This is a genomic window from bacterium (assembly GCA_021372515.1).
Taxonomy (GTDB): domain Bacteria; phylum Gemmatimonadota; class Glassbacteria; order GWA2-58-10; family GWA2-58-10; genus JAJFUG01.
The window spans coordinates 46,709-65,485 of record JAJFUG010000111.1; the positions used below are offsets into that span (position 1 = coordinate 46,709).

15 protein-coding genes and 2 pseudogenes are annotated in these 18,777 nt (G+C 60.7%); 11 read left to right on the forward strand and 6 right to left on the reverse strand.

The annotated features are described in order from the left end of the window. Positions 1 to 48: 48 nt before the first annotated feature. Positions 49 to 510 carry a phosphohistidine phosphatase SixA gene (sixA, locus tag LLH00_11135; GenBank protein ID MCE5271824.1) on the reverse strand — a complete coding sequence of 154 codons (462 nt, stop codon included), beginning with the start codon at positions 508 to 510 and terminating at the stop codon, positions 49 to 51. 267 nt (positions 511 to 777) lie between these two features. On the opposite strand from sixA, the gene LLH00_11140 reads away from it, so the two are divergent. From LLH00_11140 to LLH00_11175, 8 genes are all read left to right on the forward strand, one after another. Then, positions 778 to 2,526, forward strand: a complete 1,749-nt coding sequence (locus tag LLH00_11140; protein ID MCE5271825.1) for a DUF4091 domain-containing protein — start codon at positions 778 to 780, stop codon at positions 2,524 to 2,526. Between the two features lie 90 nt (positions 2,527 to 2,616). Continuing rightward, the gene (locus tag LLH00_11145; protein MCE5271826.1) at positions 2,617 to 3,501 is read left to right on the forward strand and encodes a tetratricopeptide repeat protein; all 885 of its coding nucleotides are present in this window, start codon (positions 2,617 to 2,619) and stop codon (positions 3,499 to 3,501) included. Positions 3,502 to 3,537: 36 nt separating this feature from the next. Then, positions 3,538 to 4,170, forward strand: a complete 633-nt coding sequence (locus tag LLH00_11150) for a YdcF family protein (GenBank protein MCE5271827.1) — start codon at positions 3,538 to 3,540, stop codon at positions 4,168 to 4,170. A gap of 88 nt (positions 4,171 to 4,258) precedes the next feature. Further along, positions 4,259 to 7,114: a hypothetical protein gene (locus LLH00_11155; GenBank protein ID MCE5271828.1), complete on the forward strand. Its 2,856-nt coding sequence runs from the start codon at positions 4,259 to 4,261 to the stop codon at positions 7,112 to 7,114. A gap of 98 nt (positions 7,115 to 7,212) precedes the next feature. After that, entirely contained in the window at positions 7,213 to 7,770 is a 558-nt protein-coding gene (locus tag LLH00_11160; GenBank protein MCE5271829.1) for an SPOR domain-containing protein, read from the forward strand. Positions 7,771 to 7,783: 13 nt separating this feature from the next. Then, the gene (locus LLH00_11165; protein ID MCE5271830.1) at positions 7,784 to 8,125 is read left to right on the forward strand and encodes a hypothetical protein; all 342 of its coding nucleotides are present in this window, start codon (positions 7,784 to 7,786) and stop codon (positions 8,123 to 8,125) included. A 3-nt stretch (positions 8,126 to 8,128) separates the two neighbouring features. Continuing rightward, entirely contained in the window at positions 8,129 to 9,142 is a 1,014-nt protein-coding gene (amrS, locus tag LLH00_11170) for an AmmeMemoRadiSam system radical SAM enzyme (GenBank protein ID MCE5271831.1), read from the forward strand. A 6-nt stretch (positions 9,143 to 9,148) separates the two neighbouring features. Then, a complete protein-coding gene (locus tag LLH00_11175; GenBank protein MCE5271832.1) occupies positions 9,149 to 9,790 on the forward strand; it encodes a 7-carboxy-7-deazaguanine synthase QueE in 642 nt (213 codons plus the stop codon). Between the two features lie 4 nt (positions 9,791 to 9,794). Here LLH00_11175 and mnmG read toward each other — a convergent pair whose 3' ends face one another. The 4 genes from mnmG to LLH00_11195 form a co-directional block, all read right to left on the reverse strand. Next, positions 9,795 to 11,705: a tRNA uridine-5-carboxymethylaminomethyl(34) synthesis enzyme MnmG gene (mnmG, locus tag LLH00_11180; GenBank protein ID MCE5271833.1), complete on the reverse strand. Its 1,911-nt coding sequence runs from the start codon at positions 11,703 to 11,705 to the stop codon at positions 9,795 to 9,797. Between the two features lie 203 nt (positions 11,706 to 11,908). After that, positions 11,909 to 13,288, reverse strand: coding sequence for a tRNA uridine-5-carboxymethylaminomethyl(34) synthesis GTPase MnmE (gene mnmE / locus LLH00_11185; protein MCE5271834.1), 1,380 nt, complete (start codon positions 13,286 to 13,288; stop codon positions 11,909 to 11,911). After that, complete coding sequence (locus LLH00_11190; protein MCE5271835.1) at positions 13,285 to 14,346, reverse strand: hypothetical protein; 1,062 nt, start codon at positions 14,344 to 14,346, stop codon at positions 13,285 to 13,287. The genes mnmE and LLH00_11190 overlap by 4 nt, the downstream gene beginning before the upstream one ends. Beyond that, complete coding sequence (locus LLH00_11195) at positions 14,327 to 14,992, reverse strand: ATPase (GenBank protein MCE5271836.1); 666 nt, start codon at positions 14,990 to 14,992, stop codon at positions 14,327 to 14,329. The genes LLH00_11190 and LLH00_11195 overlap by 20 nt, the downstream gene beginning before the upstream one ends. 1,459 nt (positions 14,993 to 16,451) lie before the next feature. Here LLH00_11195 and LLH00_11200 point away from each other — a divergent pair. The 3 genes and pseudogenes from LLH00_11200 to LLH00_11210 all read left to right on the forward strand — a co-directional run bounded on the left by LLH00_11200 (position 16,452) and on the right by LLH00_11210 (position 17,872). After that, positions 16,452 to 16,826: pseudogene (locus LLH00_11200) on the forward strand (N-acetylmuramoyl-L-alanine amidase). 26 nt (positions 16,827 to 16,852) lie between these two features. Continuing rightward, positions 16,853 to 16,981, forward strand: a pseudogene (locus tag LLH00_11205) (response regulator). A gap of 321 nt (positions 16,982 to 17,302) precedes the next feature. Continuing rightward, positions 17,303 to 17,872: a rubrerythrin family protein gene (locus LLH00_11210; GenBank protein MCE5271837.1), complete on the forward strand. Its 570-nt coding sequence runs from the start codon at positions 17,303 to 17,305 to the stop codon at positions 17,870 to 17,872. A 230-nt stretch (positions 17,873 to 18,102) separates the two neighbouring features. On the opposite strand, the gene LLH00_11215 is transcribed toward LLH00_11210, so the two are convergent. Then, complete coding sequence (locus LLH00_11215; protein MCE5271838.1) at positions 18,103 to 18,681, reverse strand: tetratricopeptide repeat protein; 579 nt, start codon at positions 18,679 to 18,681, stop codon at positions 18,103 to 18,105. Positions 18,682 to 18,777: the final 96 nt, after the last annotated feature.

The window sequence follows — 18,777 nt, forward strand, 5'->3', positions numbered from 1 at the left end:
GGTATCTGTTTGATTCCATCTGTGTTGAGATGTGCCTGCTGCTTTCCCTTACATTATCATCCTCGGCCCCAGGTGACGGAATACCTGCCAGCGGTTGCCCAGCTTTTCCACCCCTACCAGGATCCCGGTGTCGAACACCGGCAGGTCATCCTGGTCCGGCGCCTCCACCAGGGCCTGCAGAAAGTTGGCCAGGAACGGCAGGTGCCCGACCAGCATCAGGTCCTCCTGAGCGGAGCGGACCTGCTGCAGCATGGGGCCGATATCATCCGTGGGCCCGAGGCTGCCACTCTTGACCACTCCCCCGGACGGCTGGAGTATATCCGCGATCAGGCGGGCGCTTTCCTCGGAACGCAGCTTGCCGCTGTGCAGGATTGTCTGCACCCGGATATTCATGTTGCCGAGGGTGCGGGCCAGGTGCACGATATCGTCCCGTCCCTCCAGGCTCAACGGTTGCGCCTGGTCCTGATCGGCGGGCAAAGCCTTGCCGTGGCGCACGAGGTAGAGTTTCAAAGATGTCCTCCAGACAAAGGGCCGGTCGGCCGGTGAGGGCGCTCCATATATTCTCGTTTCTCAATCCCTAAGATGCGGCGGAAAGCCTTGAGAGTCAATACTTGTCTCCGGGAAATCACTGTATATCTGGCCGTTCTGGATTAAGCCCCCAGCCACCCGAAATGCACCGGGAGTTGCCAAAACCGGAGCGAAACATAATATTTGGTTTTTCGGAACATATCGATGTCAGAAAACAGAGCGCCCGCCACCTGTCAGTCTGGAGAGAACATGAAAAGTCACCTGCCACTGATTCTGCTCTGCGCTCTGATCGCAACGAGCGGCTGCAAACTGAAAGTGGATATCAAAGGGGATTCCGAAAACAAGCCCGAGATGCAGGCCTGGCCCGTGCCCATCGAGACCCGGATTTACTCCGGCGCTTTCACCCGCAATCCGGAGGAGAAGGCCCTGAGAGTCAGCGGCCTGGCCGGAGAGTTCGTCTCGGCCCAGGTGGCGGTGCGCTGCGACGAGAAGCTGAAGAACCTGCGCGCCGAGCTGCGGGGCCTGAAGAGCGAAAGCGGAGCCACTCTCGACGATTCGGCCGTTAGGGTGCGCTACGGGGCCTACCTAAAGGTGGACGAGACGATGAACCTGACCGAGGACCCGCTTCTGGAGGTGGATTCGGTGGAGGCGCCGGCCGGACGGGCCCAGGCGGTCTGGGTCACCGTGGCAGTGCCGCGCGAGGCCGCTCCGGGTGTCTATTCCTCGGTCCTGCGGGTCCTGGCGGATGACCAGCGCCCGGTGACGTTCGATTTCAGCCTGGAGGTGCTGCCGGTGAAGCTGCCCGCCCCTTCGGACTGGACTTTCTACCTCAATATCTGGCAGGACCCCAGCGGCGTGGCCCGCGCCCACGGGGTGAAAGTCTGGAGCGAGGAGCACTGGGCGCTTCTTGCCAGGTACGCCGAGAACCTGGCCGCCCACGGCCTCAAGTCGATCATGACCAGTGTGGTCTACGACCCTTGGAAAAGCCAGTCCGGATACCCGTTTGACACCATGGTCGAATGGAAATACCCCGGCGAGTGGACCGGCGCGGCCAGCGACAAGTTCGAGTGGGACTTTTCCATCTTCGACCGCTACGTCCAGCTCATGATGGACGCCGGGATCAAGGAAAAGATCGACATGTACGCCCTGGTGATGGGCCCCGGCTCGACCCAGGACGCCAATATCCGCTACCTGGACACCACGAGCGGCCAGTACCGCACCGCCGAGCTCAAAGTGGGTGAGCCGCGCTGGGCCGAGGCCTGGAAAGCGTTCCTGCCCGCCCTGCGCACACATCTGAAGGAAAAGGGCTGGTTCGAGATCGCCGAGCTGGGGTTCGATGAGAAGACCCCCGAGGTAATGAAAGTGATTTTCGATTTCCTCCTCGCCAACGCCAAGGATTTCCGGGTCGCCCTGTCCGGCGGATTCCCGGGCGATGAGCGCAAGTGGGGCGATGAGATCGTGTTCCATATCACAGAAATCCTGGACCCGCAGCGCTGGAAAGAGATCAAGCCGCTGGTGGAGAAGATGCACGCCGATCCGAAGCGCTATGTCACGCTGTACACCGCCTGCAATCCCTATTACCCCAACACGTTCATCTACTCCAGCCTCCGCGAGAGCCGTCTGATGGCCTGGCTGGCCTGGAGCTGGGGGTTCGACGGTTACACGCGCTGGGCGGTGAACGCTTTCCCGGAGAATGTCTGGGAGCAGCCCAACTACAAGTGGCACTCCGGGGACATGTATTTCGTGTATCCGGGGCCGGACGGCCCCCTGGACAGCATGCGCTGGGAACTCCTGCGCCAGGGCATCCAGGACTACGAGGCATTGCATATCGCCTGGAAAGCGGCCGAGAAAGCCGGACGCGCCGACCTTCTGGACAACCTTCGCCGTGCCGTGGAGGAGGGCTCCATGCTGGATGCCTGCCATGTGATGCCTCCCATCGCCGAGGCGCGCGAGGCAGTGAACGAGGTGCTGCGACAGCTCGGCCCGGCGCTGGAATGAAAATTGCTTTTGGCTTTATGCTGTAACGGTTCGGCCGGGAAATGGCGGACCGCACCTGAAGACTGAAGGGAACCACAGGGAGAGAAGAGGATGTCAAGGCGAGTGAAACTGAGGAAAATATTGCTGTTGACGCTGGCCGGCCTGATAGCGGTTGCACCGTTGCACGCCGGTGTGATAGGAGGCAAGCTTGCCACCGACAACCCGCGGGCCATCGCCCTGTACCAGGAGGGCCTCAAGCTGGCCGGCGAGGACAATTTCAGCGAGGCGGTGGACAAGCTGAAACAGGCCATCGATGCCGACTCGAACTTCGTCCAGGCGCACCTGCGCTACATGGATGCGTTCAAGGGTGTGGGCCGCGGGGATGAGGTGACCGACATGTACCGCAACAAGGTGGATCAGAACCCGAACAGCGCGGTGTACCACTATCTTTACGGCCGCTCGCTGACCGACCTGGCCGCCAAGCGCGGAGAGTTCATCAAGGCACAGAACTGCGACAGCACTTTCTACTGGGCGCCCTACGGCATCGGTGGGACCTATTTCCTGGAGGGCCGTCTGGACGAGTCGGTGATCTACCTCAACCGGGCCCTGGGCATGAACCCGGACATGATCGAGGCGGTCAAGCTGCTGGGCGAGGTCTACATGGCCAAGGACATGTACCTGCAGGCCCGCGACCAGTTCCAGGCCGCGATAAACATGGACTCCTCCGACCTCACCAGCTACCTGAAACTGGGTCAGACCCTGAGCCGGATGGAACGCTTCGGGGAAGCGGAGAAAGTATTCCTGAAGGCGGCCGAAGTACAGCCCAACGAGCCGCAACCGTGGTATTTGCTGGGACTGCTCTACGAGCTGCAAGCCGACACGGCCAAGGCGGTGACAGCCTACCGCAAGTTCATCCAGATCAAACCGGATGCCGACATGGCGCCGCTGGTGAAAAAGAACATCGAGGGGCTTACCGGTCAGAAAGAGAATCAATAGGCCGAGCCTGTCGAAAGCAGAGAGAGAGAGCGGGGCATGTGCCGGGTCCTGAAAATTGGCTGTCTGGTTGTCACCGGGACGCTGCTGCTTGCGTTTCTGACAGTACTGTTAGCCTGGCGGCCGATTCTCCGGGCGACCGGAGAGTACCTGGTTTTCAGCGACTCCCTGCGAAAGGCGGATGCGATTGTGGCGGTCAGCGGCGAGGAGAGCCGCCGCCTGACCGCCATCGAGCTGTACGGCCGGGGCTATGCCCCGCGGATTATTTTCAATGTCAGCGACACGACTTATTATTTCGGGCAGCCGATCGACCCGGTAGAGAGCGTACGCCAGGATGCAGCCCGTCACGGGGTGCCGGATTCGGCTATCCTGATCAACCGGGACATCGGCTCCACCTGGGAGGATGCCAGAGCCACGCGGAAAACTGTATTGAGCCAGGGCCTGCACTCTTTGATCGTGGTCTCCAGCCCGTTCAACATGCGGCGGGCGGCGCTAACTTACAGGAAGGTTTTCGAGACGGACAGCTTGCGGATCACTTTCATCAGCGTGCCGCTGGAGACAGAAAAGCTTTCCCTCGAACTCTGGTGGACCCGGGAGCGGGAGCTGATCCTGGTCAACAACGAGTACGTAAAGTTGATACTCTACTATTTCAAGTATTTCCGGGCGCACTGACTCGACGGCTATTGTGAATTGACATACAAAGGCTTAAGCATATTATTAGACCCAGCCTGTTGAGCGCATACTTAATGACCGGGTGAGCATGGCCGAAGCCAAAGAAAAGACCGCCGGCACGGATAACCCGGCTGAGACCCAGGAGAAGAAAGCCCCGGCCGGGCTGATCCTCCGCTCGATCAAGCTCGAGGAGAAGCGGGCGGAAGAGAAGCTTCAATACGGCTTCAAGGGCGGCGTGATTGCATTCGTCGATTTCGATGGTCAGCTCTACCTCACTCCCGGCACCCGGATCAAGATAGACCTGCTCGAAAGCTGTGGTTTCCGCAACCGCCGCCCCCAGATTGAAGTGCCCTACTCGGATGGCACCGCCAAGAGTAAAAGGATCCTGCGCAAAGAGATCGACCGCAACGAAATCCTCCGTTCGGTCGAGGAAAACAAGATGCCCAAGCAGGAAGGCAAGGTAATGGCCGGAATCTTGAAAGCCAACCGTGACGGACTGGAGGCTCTGGAGGAGGAATTCCTGAAGCGCTGCGCCTTGGTGGAGGAAAAGTACTACTATTATGTCGGCCTGGCCGCCAGTTTCCACGGGGTGCTATCCTTTACGGACTGGGACGCAAATACCTGGGTCACGCCCTTTTCGGAACAGAAAAAGCAGCTCCTGGAGCAGAAAGGCTACACCTATGTCGAGGCGATGATCAAAGTCCCCTTTGCCCTCGACAGCAAGGAAAACCGCAAATGGCTGGCCGCCCACGTTCCGCTGGATGAATGGGAGCGCACCGAGAATGAGGTGCGCCAGGCCCGCGAAAACGAAAGAATGGAAAAGGCCCGGAAAAAGATCGAGGAGCTGGGTCTGAAAGACATTCCGCCAGGGTTGCTGGCGGCCTGTTCGGCAACCGAGGAGAAACTGCCGGGCAATGTCGGTATGGCCGGCTCGCACAACGGAGTGCTTTCGTTCACCGACCCGGCCGGAGTGACCTGGGTCACACCGGCCACGAGTGATAAGGTTGAAAATCTCAAGGCGCTGGGCTACCAGTTCATGGGCTCGACCATCAAGGTCCCGCACTCGCTCAAGAACAAGGAGGATATCGCCTGGCTGCAGAAAAACATTCCGCCCCAGGAATGGGAGGCGGCCCGGAAAGCGAACCTTTCGGAGCAGCGCCGCCGCGAGGAGGAAATGGCCGAGAAACGTCAGCGCGCCCTCGACCTGAAAAACCTTCCCGCCGAATTGATCGATCACGCGATTCGCACCGATGTCCAGCAGCAGAATTTCGTGGGGCAGTATTTCATCCGCAACGATGTACTCGGGTTCGTGACACCGGACACCTCGGTCTTCATCACCCCGTCTGCGCCCTCCAAGGTGGAAAAGCTGAAGGAAGCCAACTACCACGCCGCTCCGACCGGTTTCACCGTGCCGCATTCGGACGGCAAGCCGGAGGATATGGAATACCTGCGGCGACACCTGTCGCAGGCAGAAATCGACCGCAGCCGCAAGGAACTGGATGAACTGAGTTCGAAAAAGCAGGATGAAAGGATCAAAAGGATACTGGAAACGCTCAAGCTGGAAAAGCTGGAGAAGAGCTACCTGGACCGCTGCGTCCGCACCGACCAGCACGATCTGGAGCTGATAGGGCACTACTGCTCGCGCGGAGGTGTGACCACTTTTATCTACGAGGACAGTTTCTACTGGGTGACCCCTTTCACTCCGGATAAAGAAAGAACACTGAGAGAGGCCGGCTACCAGATACCTGACAGACTGATAAAGGTGCCTTACGGCTCGGAAACAAAAGAGGATAAAGCCTGGCTCGACGGCCACCTTCCCAAGGATGAGCTGGAACGCTGCCGGAAAGAAATTGAGGAGCTGGAAAGGAATAAGAAGGAAAAAGAACTAGAATCACTCCGGGAAAGGAAGCATCTGTCAGACAAGGCGCCACAGGCACTGACCGAGCGCTCGGCGAACAGCGGCGAGTATCTGACCGACCTGATCGGCCAGTATATTTTGCAGGGCGAGTGGCTCGCTTTTGTCGACCCGATGGGGAAGGTGTGGATTACTCCGCAGACCGCCGAAAAAGTTGAGCTGCTTAAAAAGGACAACTATCAGTACGCCAGCCGCCGGTTCCAGGTCCCCCATTCGAGCGATTCCCCCGAGGACACGCAATGGCGCAAGGACAACCTTCCCTCAGGTGAAATGGTCCGAAGCCGCCAGGAGAACGAAGCCGCCGACACCTCAAAACTGGACCACCTGGCCCAGGAGCTGGCCTCACGGCGCTCCCTGGGGGAGATTCCAGCCGATTTTCTGGCCCGCTGCGCAAAGGGCCCCAAGGCCGGTCCCCAGATGGTGGGGCGTTTCCTGGAAAAGAACCAGTTCATCTACATTGTCATGCCCGACCGGACCACGCTGATCACTCCGGTCACTCCCGGTAAGCAGAAAGTTCTGGCCGAGGCCGGTTACCATTTCCCGGAGAAAGTCGAGCCCCTGCCCTACTGTACCGACAATGCGGAGGACTTGGAAGCCGTAAAGAAATTTCTGCCGGAGGGTGAGCTGGAACTCAGCCGCAAGGAGCGCGAGGAGCTGGCCTCTTCAAAGGAGTCGGCGAAAATAAAAACCAATATCGAAAAGCTCGGACTTAAAGAGATACCGGAGGAGATTACTAAACGGGCTTTTGACAGCGGCAGCCGAGATGCCAAGAATGTCGGCCGTCTCGGGATATTCAGGGGAGTGCTGGCCTGGGTCGGCCCGGATGAACGGGTGTTCATCACCTGGTATACGCCCGACAAGCAGGAGACCCTGGAGGATTGCGGCTACAAGCTCGAGGGCTACATGCCCATCAAGGTGCCGCACGCTACCGCGGAGCTGAAAGAGCGGAGATGGCTGCTGGAGAAATTGCCAGAGGCCAACGAGGATGAGAAAATCTCGGTCGATGAAAATGCGGAAGGAGTCAAATAGATTGTATATTGACTTTTAGCGCAGGATTGATAAGCGTTAAGGACCATGGAGACTGGAAACATCATTCGGAAAGATAGAAAGCCGACGGGGAACGGGTAATGAAACGGGAGTGGAGAGATATCGAAAGAAATTTAAAAGCCTTGACCATGATTGCAGCCCTGGCGAGTATCGTTCTGGCGCAGGGCTGTGCGCAGTTGAAGATGCTAAAAAGCATGAAAGGGAAAACCAAGGCCGAATCCGGCCCGCTCGTAAGCCAGGACAAAGGAAGCGCCATGGATTCCCTGGCCCGGGCGGCTGTACCTGTGGACACACTTGTATTAGGGCTCAGCAAGGCTAAATCGCAAACGGCGGACGGAAAATACTACAATCTGCGGGATGAAGCGGCGGTGGAGGAGAAAAGCCTTCCCGCGGTAACCGGTTTCCGGGTACAGATCGCCTCCTCGGAGAACCGGAAAGAGCTCGACCGGCTGGTCACACGGGTGGAGCGGGAATTCGAGACCAAGAGCCACATCGACCAGTTTGGCGGCCGGTGGTGCCTGCGGATCGGCGACTGCAGGAAACGTGATGCAGCCGAGCTTTTGCGCGAACGAGCCGTGGAGTTCGGATTCAAATACGCCTGGGTCGTGCAGGTCGATCTGCCGCCCGGACTGGAATAACTGAGGAGGTTCTATGCAGGTACGTGGGAAATTTTTCCATCTGGATGAAAATTGCCAGATATTCAAGCACGTGAAAGAGGGCGAAGCCTGTTTCTATAAAGCCACCTGCGACGCGATCTGCAAGCTGAGCGACGGGAACGCGGAATATAAGCGGATGAAGAAGGAGATGGATTTCCGTATCTTCCCGGAGGCCTGGGCCAAGAAGGAAAGAGAAGTCCTGGGACAGGTAGTGCAGGTTATCGCACAGCTCGAGCAGAAAGGCAACCTGCTCGACGCCAAGCGCATGAAAGCCGCCTACGGATTCGACGTCAACAAGAGAATCACCGCGGGCGGGGGCACCAGCTCAGGTTCGTGAAGAATGAAAGAGGCCCTTTATTACAGCGCTTTGGACAATGAAGACGTACAATGCGAACTTTGCCCGCATAACTGCCGTATAGCGCCAGGAAAACGCGGCGTGTGCGCTGTGCGGGCAAATGTCGAAGGTAAGCTTTACAGCCTGAGCTGGGGAAACCTCGCCGCCGCCCACCTCGACCCGATGGAGAAAAAGCCGCTCTACCATTTCTACCCTGGATCGAGAGCTTTCTCAGTGGCCACCGAGGGCTGCAACCTTTCCTGCCCGTTCTGCCAGAACTCAGACCTGTCTGTCGGCTGCCGTGAAAAAACAGTAATAAGCGGACAAAAGAGGGAACCGAAGCAAGTGGTAGAAATGGCTCTGGACGCAGGGGCCAGTACACTCTGTTTCACCTATTCCGAACCGACAGTATTCTACGAGTACATGTTGGAGATGGCACGGATCGCCAAGGAAAGGGGATTGAAAACGGCCATAGTCTCCAACGGCTACATCAACCCGAAACCCCTCGAGCAATTGATCCCCTGGCTCGATGCGGCCAATATCGACCTGAAAGCCTTTTCCCTGGACACATACCGCAAGGTGCTTAAAGGCTCGCTGCAGCAGGTGCAAGACAATATCCTGGCCCTTTGGGAAGAAAGAGTCTGGCTGGAGGTGACCACCTTGGTGGTCCCGGACCTGAACGACAGCCCGGAGGAACTCGAGCTTATCGCCCGCTTCCTGGAGCAAACCGACCCGGACATTCCCTGGCATGTCAGCCGGTTCCACCCGGCCTGGCGTATGAGCCAGGGTCCCCCTACCCCGGTTCAGTCCATAGAGACGGCTTTGCATATCGGACGGCAAGCCGGGTTGCGCTATGTCTACCCCGGGAACCTGCGGACTTCCGAAGAAGACAGTACGCAGTGCCCGCATTGTGGAGAAAGAGTGATCACCCGCGATGGCTTCTTTGTCACCGAATACAAACTTCGGCCGGGAGGAATCTGCCCGAGCTGTGGCGTGCGGCTTGGCGGCCGCTTTGAATGAGGAAAAATGCTCGAGGTCTGTGAGATTTTTAGAAGTATCTCCGGTGAGGCCGACTGGCAGGGTTATGTCTGCACCTTCATCCGTTTCAGCGGCTGCGATGTGGACTGCGCATGGTGCGACACAGTGTACGCCCGTGAGGAAAAGGGCAAGCCTTGCAGCGTGGAGGAACTGGTCTCGATCTGCCACGCCAACCGTTCGGAGCGGGTCATCCTCACCGGCGGAGAACCGCTTCTGCAAGCCGAATTGCCTCAACTTTGCCTTGAGCTGCTAAAGAATGAATTCCGCGTTCAGCTCGAAACCAGCGGGACCCGCCTGGTGAATGAGGTGCCGAAAGAGGTGCAGAAAGTCATCGATATCAAGCCTCCCAGCGCGAGGGCCAAAAGGGGATTCCATTGGGGTAACCTCGACCTGCTGGAGCCGCAGGATGAAATAAAGATTGTCCTGGCCGAGCGAGCGGATTACGACTGGGCCCTGCGGATAATGCAGAAAACAGGACTGGAAAGGAACCCGCGGGTGTTGCTGTCGCCGGTGGCCGGCAGTCTCGAGCCGGCGGTCCTGGCGGAATGGATGATCCAGGACAACCTGATCTGCAAGCTGCAGGTGCAGTTGCACCGGATAATCTGGCCGGAGGTTGAAAGGGGCAAGTAGAGTCTTAAGGCCCTTCAGTCTCAGAAGAATCGGAATCGGAGTTCCCACTGCGCGCCCGGCTCAGGGCCACCATCAGAAGGCTGATGTCACTGGGGCTGATCCCTGGAATGCGCTGGGCCTGGCCCAGGGTCGCGGGACAGCGGGCACAAAGCTTGTCGCGGCCCTCGCGCGACAGCCCGGTAAGAGAGGAATAATCCAGGCCTGACGGAATCCGCACACCTTCCATACGCTCCATCTGCTGCACCCGACCCCGCTCACGCTGCATGAAACCGGAATATTTAAGCTCCATCTCAACCTGGGGCAGCACCTCCTGCTCCGCAGCCGTGACCTCCCGTCCCAGGTAGGTCAGAAGACCGGCCAGGCTCGCCGTGGGCCGCTTGATAATCTTGTTCAGGCCGATACCGGAGCTGACCGGAGTCTCGCCGATACTCTCAAGATAAGGGTTGGCCTTTTCGGGAGAGAGGAAAGTAGAGCCAAGCTCCTGTTGCACCGCTTCGGAAAGCTCTTTCTTGCGCAGGACTTTGGCATAGCTCGGACCATCCAGAAGGCCAAGCTTGTGGGCCAGGGGCGACAGCCTCAGGTCGGCGTTGTCCTGGCGCAGGGAGAGACGGAACTCGGCGCGGGAGCTGAACAGGCGGTAGGGCTCATCCACCCCGCAGCTGACGATATCGTCGATCATAACGCCCAGGTAGCTTTCGGCACGGGAAAACGTCACCGGCTCGCGTCCCAGGGCCAGGTGCGCGGCGTTGACACCAGCGGCCAGGCCCTGACCGGCGGCCTCCTCATAGCCCGAGGTGCCGTTGACCTGACCGGCCAGGAACAGACCGGCGATATGACTGGATTGCAAGCTGAAATCCAGCTCACGCGGGTCGTAGCAGTCGTACTCGATGGCGTAGGCGGGCTTGACCATCACCGCCTGTTCCAGTCCGGGCACGCTGTGCAGCATCTCGAGCTGGACCTCGGGGGGAAGGCTGTTGGAGAAACCGTTGAGATAGATCTCCCAGGTGTCCAGGCCCTCGGGCTCCAGGAACAGGTGCTGCACCTCGCGCTCCGGGAATTTGACGAACTTGTCCTCGATGGAGGGGCAGTAGCGCGGACCGCGTCCCTGGATATAGCCGCCGTAGAGGGAGGAGCGCTTGAGGTTCGCAAGGGCGATCTCGCGCGTGCGCGCGCTGGTGCGGGCATGCCAGCAACTGCGTTGCGGAAGGGGCGGGCAGTCGTGGAAGAACGAGAACAGAAAGCGCTCGCTGTCTCCGGGCTGTTCGGTGAGGGCCGCATAGTCCACCGTACGGCCGTCAATACGCGGCGGGGTGCCGGTCTTGAAACGCATGACAGGCAGTCCCAGCTCGCGCAGGTTCCCGGCCAGGGCGGTCGAGGCCGGATCCCCGGCCCGTCCCGCGGGCCAGGCCCTGTCCCCCACCCGGATCAGGCCGTTGAGGAAAGTCCCGCCGGCAAGCACCACAGATCCGGCGATGAAACGGTTCCCCTCGGCAGTCTCGACCCCCACGGCACACTTATCACTGACCAGAATTCCGGTGACCATGGATTGAAAAAGGGTCAGTGACTGGGCGGACTCCAGTAAGCTGCGCAGGCTGCGGCTATAGAGGCTGCGGTCGGCCTGGCAGCGCGGGGACTGCACGGCCGGGCCTTTACTCATATTGAGCATGCGGAAATGAATAGAGGCGCGGTCGGCGGCGCGGGACATCAGGCCGCCCATTGCATCTATCTCGCGTACGAGCTGGCCCTTGGCCACCCCGCCGATTGAGGGGTTGCAGGACATTTGGCCGAGGCTGTCGAGATTGGAGGAGACCAGCAGGGTGCGTGCTCCCAGGGCCGCACTGGCCCAGGCCGCCTCCGCCCCGGAATGCCCCCCGCCGATCACTATGACCTCAAAATCAGTAGCTGAGTGTTTCACGTGGAACATTCTTCAAAGAGGTATTGGACAGCGTGGGAGTGTTTCACGTGAAACACTCCCACGGGTATAAAAGGGCCCAGCATGCCGTGCCCCTGCATCCGATTTTCCAAATCAGGGTGTGGACTCTTGCGCCACAACTCCCCACAAACACCGCGGCGGCCTGACAACCGCTGGGATTATGCGGTTCGCGGCGATTAAGGGTGTCACTTCCCCACGCAGAAACGGCTGAAAATTGCGTCCAGCACTTCCTCTCCCCCGATCACACCGGTCAGCTCGCCCAGGTGCGTGCAGGCCTCCTCCAGCGAGGCGGCGATAACCTCGGGCGGGTGGCGACGGTCGATCCGGCTCAGCTCGGCCAGGGCCGCCTCCAGCAGGCCTTTTTGACGCCGGCTGGCCACCTGCGGGCCCGAAAGATCGATTGACTGCGCGCCGCCGGGAATGAACCGCTCCAGGAGCGCCTGTTTCAGGGCCTCCAGCCCCCGGCCGGTTTTTACCGAAACCGGGAGATAGCCCTCGGGGGCGGTCTCGCCCGCGGGCAGAAGGTCGGCCTTGCTCAGAAGGCGCAGCACTCCGCCTGCCGGACGGCCCGCCAGGAACTCTTGCTCAGCCGGGTTGGCCGCGCCATCCGCCGGGTGCAGGAACAGGACCAGGTCCGCCCGCTCCAGGTAACGACGGCTGAACTCCACCCCCAAGCGCTCCGCCTTGCTCCGCCCGTGACGAAGCCCCGCGGTGTCCACCAGGCGCAGGGACACGCCCTCCAGCTGAACCTCGGTCTCCACCGCGTCCCGGGTGGTTCCGGCCGCGGCGGTCACTATAGAGCGCTCCTGCCCGGCCAGGCAGTTAAAGAGCGAGCTTTTGCCCGAGTTGGGCGCCCCGGCGATCACGATCATCGCCCCGCGGGCCAGAATGAGGTTCCGCTCGGCCCCGGCCAGAAGACGACGCAACGAGAGGGTCACCCGTTCCAGGCGCGCGCTCAGCTCGGCCTGGGGGTCGGCCGGCGGCTCCTCCTCCGGGAAATCGATCTCGTATTCCAGTAGGGCTTTCAGTTCCAGCAGCTCCAGGCGCAGAGCGCCCACCTCGCGTCCCAGACCACCCTCCAGCCCAGCCAGGCCCAAACGGCTCCCGGCAGTCGAGCGCGACTGGATTATAAGGTCCAGGGCTTCTGCCGCGGCCAGGTCGAGCTTACCGTTGAGGAAGGCGCGGCGGGTAAATTCCCCGGCCCGCGCCTGGCGTGCTCCGGCGGATTTTGCCGCGTCGAGCACTGCCACCGGCACCGTATATCCGCCGTGGGTCTGAAATTCAACCACATCCTCTCCTGTGAAGCTTTCCGGCGCTCTGTATTTGACGATCAGGGCGCGGTCAAGGGGATTGCCTGTTCGGGGGTCAACAAGGCTCAAAACGCGCGTAATGCGCGCGGCGAGGCAATCGAACCTTTCGCCGTTTTTTGCCAGGCTCCGACCGATCTCCCAGGCCCGCGGACCGCTCAGACGCACCACCGCCACCGCCCCCAGGCCGGGGGTTGTGGCCAGGGCCGCGATCGTGTCGCTCCCCTCAGCAGGGCCTCCCTCTCCCGGCTCGCTCAAAGGCGCATCCTCTCGCATTCGTCCTCTGGCAGTGACGGTATATCCAGGAGCACCGGCTCCCGTCCAGGCGCCACCACCTGCACCCGCACGGTCGGCTCGTTTTTGGCGTCGCTGTAGCGCGCGGTCAGGGCCGCCCCCAGGCGCACCTCCTCCTGGCCGATCTCGCCCTCCAGGACCGTAAGTGGGCCCATCGCCTCCTCACAGACGATCAGCACCAGGCCGTGGGTGTTTTTCTCCAGGAACAGGTTCTCGACCTCGTTGCGCCCCACTACCGCCTTGGCCCGCTCGTTGAGGCGGAAATGCCGCCCGACTTTGAGCAGCAGCACCTGCTGCGTGGTCAGGGTCTTCTTCGGCTGATGCTTGAACAGGTCCTGCAGGCGGCGGGCGTAGTTGAGATCGGTAAGGAAACAGCAGCCCCCGGCCGGCTGAGGGTAGTCCAGCAGCCCGAGCCGCTGGGCCAGCTCCATCTGCGGCTTGCGGGTGCGGCCCGAGAAATCGTACAGTTTCTCCCGGTCCACCCAGCCCTCGATCTCGGGCACGGTCGGCTCCAGCACCTTGGCCGAGAGGGGCCGCAGGATGTAGCCGGCCAGGCCGCTCTCTTTTTCGATCAGGCGCAAGGTCTTGCGCATCTGGCTCATCGGGCGCTGGCCCACCACCTCGCCGGTGATCAGGAACCTGGCCCCGACCCGCTCCATGTATTTGGCCGCCTGTTTCTGCATGTAGATCCGGCAGTCGATACAGGGGTTGATCGCGCTGCCGTAGCCGTGCTTGGGGCTGGTCAGGATGTCCATGTACTCGGCCGAGATGTCGATTATCTCCACCGGGATGTGCCATTGGGCCCCGGTCTGCAGGGCCTCGTTGCGCACCGAGTCCGGGTCGATGTCGGCCCCCAGGCCGAGCATCCTGCGCTTGTGGTCGGTCAGGCAGAACCCGGTGTTGAAATTGACCCCGAGCACCTCCACCCCCTGGTCGGCCACGATCTTGACCGCCAGGGAGCTGTCCAGGCCGCCCGAGAGCATGGCCACGGCCTTTATTCTGTCAGGCTTTGCTTCCGCCATTATCATACTCCTTTCTCAATCCCTCGATCAGCACGTACCGTCCCAGCGGCAGCACCTCAACCCCATCCGGGAACGAGCCCAGGAACAGGGGGTTGTCGCACATGCCGCCCGAGAGGTAAAACCGCCGCGGCGCACCGATGAAATTCCAGGCGTTGAGCGCCAGGCCGCGGGTGAAATCGGCCACCGCGCGCGCGGGGCTTTCCCCGGCCGCGATGGACTCGAAGATTTGCTCCATGCCCAGCACCCCGCAGGTGATCCCCAGGGCGCGTCCCCCTGCGGGTATGGCAGCCGGATCGAGCGAAAAGTAGCTCAACAGCAACTCCAGGGTGAACCCGGTCAGGGCGCCGCATTTGACCGACCAGTTCATCTCATCCACCCGGCGGCCGCTCACACGCAGGTATTTCACATCCCGGCTGCCGATATCCAGCACCGTGAAATCCGTCTCCGCCACCAGCTCGAGCGCCCCGGCCCCCAGGGCGATCAACTCGTTGACCGCCCTGGCTGCCCGCTCGCGCGTGTTGTGGCCGGTGGCCAGGTCGGCGCGCAGGGCCGGCGGAAGGTCCTTGGTCCGCTGGAGCGAGGCCGCGCCGCTTTCCGTGTCGTACAGCTTGGTCCAGGAGGTGCCGAAATCGGCCAGAAGAGCCATCCGCTGAGCAAGCCTCCACTTTACGTACGAGTGAATTAACAGCCTATTCCAGTGCAACAACATAAGATAGCTGATTTTGCACTGAAACGCCAGACGTTGTGCAGGGGCGCTCCAGCTCCCGGTCCGACGCGAATGAAAACAACGTAAAATGCTGTTAACAAATAGTTTAAACGAATGAGTGTCCTGTTTGGGCGGCGCCGGACCGCGCTGGCGCAGGGACGAAAACACTGCGCCCGGCCCGCGCGCGGGTTGTATTTTGGGCCGGTCCCGCTTATTTTGGGATGTCGCACCTCTTCCCACTTCACCGGCCAGGACAATGCAGACAAGAGCCATCGGTCACAGGACAGTCGTTGCCGTCGTGTTTGCCGCGCTCATGCTGCTGGTGGCGGCCTTGCTTCCGCTCGCACCGGGACCGGGCTGCCTCTACGCCCAGGACAGCGGCAACGGCAGCGACAGCGGGCAGGGCCCGTCCCAGGTGAAAATGGGGGCCAGCCTCTGGGAGACCCTGATCGAAAGCGGGGTCAACCCGGCGCAGTGGAAAGAGATATTCCAGTACAACAAGGCCCACAACCCGGCGTTCCGCCGCGTCCGCTCGGCCAAGTCCATCCCGCGCGGCACCGTGATCCTCCTGCCCTCCGAGGGCGAGGCCGCGGTCTCCGCCGCCGCTCCGGCCAAGATTGGCAAGAAGAAAGCCCCCGCCGCACCGGCCGGCCGCATCGCTGTGCGCGACACGGTCACGTTCCTGGACGGCTTGCAGTTCCTGGAGATCGACGCCGGGGGACGGCGCCATGTGAACGAGATTATCGCCCGCTACTGTGTCCCCGCCGGCCTGACCGACAGCCGCGCCCGCGCCCTGCTCGAACGCAGCGTGGTGAGTGATCTGCGCGACCTCTACCACCGGATGGACCGCGAATTCGCGCTCCGCGACCGAACTTTCTACCTCCCGCTCTACCTTCTGGCCGAGAACCACAAGTCATTAGAAAACCGTATCGAGTCGGCTTTCACCGACCCGGCCCGTTTCGTCCCGCGCGACAGCGTTCCGGGCGCGGACCCGGCCGACCTCGTCCACGTGGCCGCCGCGGGCGAGACCTACCGCGGCCTGGCCAAAATCTACGCGCCCGACCCGGCGGCTTTCCCGGAGCGCTACCCGTTCCGCCGCGACCCGGAGGACCACCTGGGCTACATGGCCCAGCTCATACGCCACTACAACGGCAACCAGCCGCTCTGGCCCGGACAGCGCTACTATATCCCGTCCTGGCTGCCCCAGGGCCGTTACTATGACAGCATCCCCGAGGTGATCCTCACCTCGCGCACTCGCGACAAGCTGGTCTATTCCAACGGCCTCACTGTCTACCTGGACAACCATGTCACGCGCAAGAAAACCTACTGGCAGCGTCGCGAGAAATACTATCCCCCGCTGGAGCGGAAGCTTCCGGACGGCAGGCCGGCTTTCCCCGACATGCTGCTCTGGCACCGCACCGGCCTGGAGCCCGAGATCGAGGAGATACTGCGCGGACGGGGCAAGCAGCATTTCAGCCTGCGCTACATCTACCGCACCTCCGTGGCCAATTACTACATAGATGAGAACGGCCAGTGCTACCTGATCGTGGACCCGGAGAAAAACGCCCGCGACCACGCCGGCTCGCCCTACGACTACCGCTGCTTCTGGGACGGCGAGGCCAATGTCTCGGATGTCTCGATATCGGTGGAGGTGGAGGGCTGGTTCCAGGGCGACCTGAGCGGCGCTCAGCTCGAGACCGCCCTGCGCCTGCAGCAGATGCTGCGCTCGCGCTGGATCATCCCGGAGTGCCGGGTGCTGGACCACCGCAAGGTGGCCTGCCGCCGCGGCCCCGACCTTCGCCTGGAGCGCGGCCGCAAGGCGGATGGCCTCTCCCGTTCCGACCGTCTGGCCCTGGATATCCGCCCGGTGCTGGACCCGGATGTCCTGCGCGGCCTGGTGGACCCCAACCTGGACGGCCTCCAGCGCCGTCAGGCCGACAGCCTCGACTACTGGTACCGGGTGGAGCTCGACCCGGACCTGGAGGAGACGGCCGGGCGCGTGGGCTGGCATCTGCAGGATGGTCGCTGGCTGCGGCCCAGCGCCACCGGGGCGGTGGATTCGTTTCCAGCCACGAAATGATTTCCAGGTCGACGTCCCGTTTTGACAAAACCTCCGCAATCCAGTAACTTTTATACGGAAGCCCCGTTTGAACCGTTCCGGCCCTGTGTCCGGAGCCTCCATTTCCCCGAAATTCACCCGGCGTCGGACTGATTCTTATACCTTAACCGTATTGCACCCGGAGGATTTTCATGGTCAAGAAAGGCAGCAAGACCGAGCACAACCTTCTGGCCTCCTTTGCCGGCGAGAGCCAGGCCCGCAACCGCTACACCATGTACGCCGCCAAGGCCCGCGACGAGGGTTTCCGCCAGATCGAGGCCATTTTCCTGGAGACCGCCGACAACGAGCGCGTGCACGCCAAGGGCTTTTTCAAGCACCTGACCGGCGAGCCGGCCACGATCACCGCCATGTACCCCACCGCGATCGGCGACACGGCGCAGAACCTGAAAGCCGCGGCCGAGGGCGAGAACGAGGAGCACACCAAGCTGTATCCCGAGGCGGCCGAGGTGGCGGAGGCCGAGGGCTATCCCGAGGTGGCGTTCCTGTTCCGCGAGGTGGCCAAGGTGGAGCTGGAGCACGAGAAGCGCTTCCTGAAGCTGTTGCACAACGTGGAGGAGGGGTTCGTTTTCAAGCGCGGCGATAAGGTGTTCTGGAAGTGCCGTGTCTGCGGACGGATCATCGAGGCCAAGGCCGCGCCCAAGCGCTGCCCCACCTGCGAGCACCCGCAGGCCGTGTTCGAGCTGCATGTGGAGAACTACTGACAGAGGAATAAGCGAAGATGTAGGGGCGGGTCTCAATCCCGCTGCCAAGCCCCCGGACCGAAAGGCCCGGGGGCTTTTTGTGTAGTGCTGACGGCTTAATCCCCCTCGATCCCCCTTTGGCAAAGGGGGAGGCGCTTTTTCTTCCCTTTGTCAAAAGGATGGCGTTGTCGTCCCCTTTTCGCAGAAGGGAAGTGCTTTACCCCTCTTTCGTAAAGGGGGGCAGGGGGGATTTATTCCTGTTTTTTCAGCTTGTAGCGCTTTTCCAGGGCTGCGGCTTCGTCTGGACGGCCGAGTTTTAATAGTACACCGGCGTAGTTTCTGGCAACACGAATAGTATTCGGATGTTCCTGTCCTAACATCTTAATCATGATCTCAAGAGCGCGGCGCAAAAATGGTTCAGCCTTACTGTATTGTTCCTGAGAGTAGTACAATCCAGCTATATTGTTTAGGCTGTTGGCGACAGAAGGGTGATCCAGCCCAAGTAATTTTTCTCGAATTTTCAGTGAGCGGTGAAATATTGGTTCGGCCTCTTCAAATCTTCCCTGTGTCCTGAATAGTTCAGCTAAGTTGTTCATGGCGGCAGCGACTTCAGGGTGTTCAGGGCCGAGAAATTTTTCGCGGATTTTCAGTGAATGACGGTAATAAATTTCAGACTCATCGTATTTGCCCTGTTCTTTATAAACTGTCGCGAGGTTGTTAAGGCTTATGGCGATATTATGGTGCTCATGACCAAATTGTTTTTCCACAATTTCAATAGCGCGTTTCAGTAGTGTCCGGTTAAAATAGAAACAAAGCGGGCTAAGCCCCATTCTTATTAGATTTGAAGCGCCAACAACAAATCTGGATAAGAAAATGGAGGTTAGCCCGATGACAAGGAATACGGTATTTGGTCAGGTTATGCAATT

What these genes read in the sequence shown, in the direction of transcription:
- LLH00_11215 (MCE5271838.1), bottom strand. Translation starts at nt 18,681, where the DNA reads ATGGGGCTTAGCCCGCTTTGTTTCTATTTTAACCGGACACTACTGAAA.
- LLH00_11210 (MCE5271837.1), top strand. Translation starts at nt 17,303, where the DNA reads ATGGTCAAGAAAGGCAGCAAGACCGAGCACAACCTTCTGGCCTCCTTT.
- LLH00_11150 (MCE5271827.1), top strand. Translation starts at nt 3,538, where the DNA reads ATGTGCCGGGTCCTGAAAATTGGCTGTCTGGTTGTCACCGGGACGCTG.
- LLH00_11165 (MCE5271830.1), top strand. Translation starts at nt 7,784, where the DNA reads ATGCAGGTACGTGGGAAATTTTTCCATCTGGATGAAAATTGCCAGATA.
- LLH00_11155 (MCE5271828.1), top strand. Translation starts at nt 4,259, where the DNA reads ATGGCCGAAGCCAAAGAAAAGACCGCCGGCACGGATAACCCGGCTGAG.
- LLH00_11140 (MCE5271825.1), top strand. Translation starts at nt 778, where the DNA reads ATGAAAAGTCACCTGCCACTGATTCTGCTCTGCGCTCTGATCGCAACG.
- LLH00_11175 (MCE5271832.1), top strand. Translation starts at nt 9,149, where the DNA reads ATGCTCGAGGTCTGTGAGATTTTTAGAAGTATCTCCGGTGAGGCCGAC.
- LLH00_11195 (MCE5271836.1), bottom strand. Translation starts at nt 14,992, where the DNA reads ATGGCTCTTCTGGCCGATTTCGGCACCTCCTGGACCAAGCTGTACGAC.
- LLH00_11145 (MCE5271826.1), top strand. Translation starts at nt 2,617, where the DNA reads ATGTCAAGGCGAGTGAAACTGAGGAAAATATTGCTGTTGACGCTGGCC.
- LLH00_11190 (MCE5271835.1), bottom strand. Translation starts at nt 14,346, where the DNA reads ATGGCGGAAGCAAAGCCTGACAGAATAAAGGCCGTGGCCATGCTCTCG.
- LLH00_11160 (MCE5271829.1), top strand. Translation starts at nt 7,213, where the DNA reads ATGAAACGGGAGTGGAGAGATATCGAAAGAAATTTAAAAGCCTTGACC.
- amrS (MCE5271831.1), top strand. Translation starts at nt 8,129, where the DNA reads ATGAAAGAGGCCCTTTATTACAGCGCTTTGGACAATGAAGACGTACAA.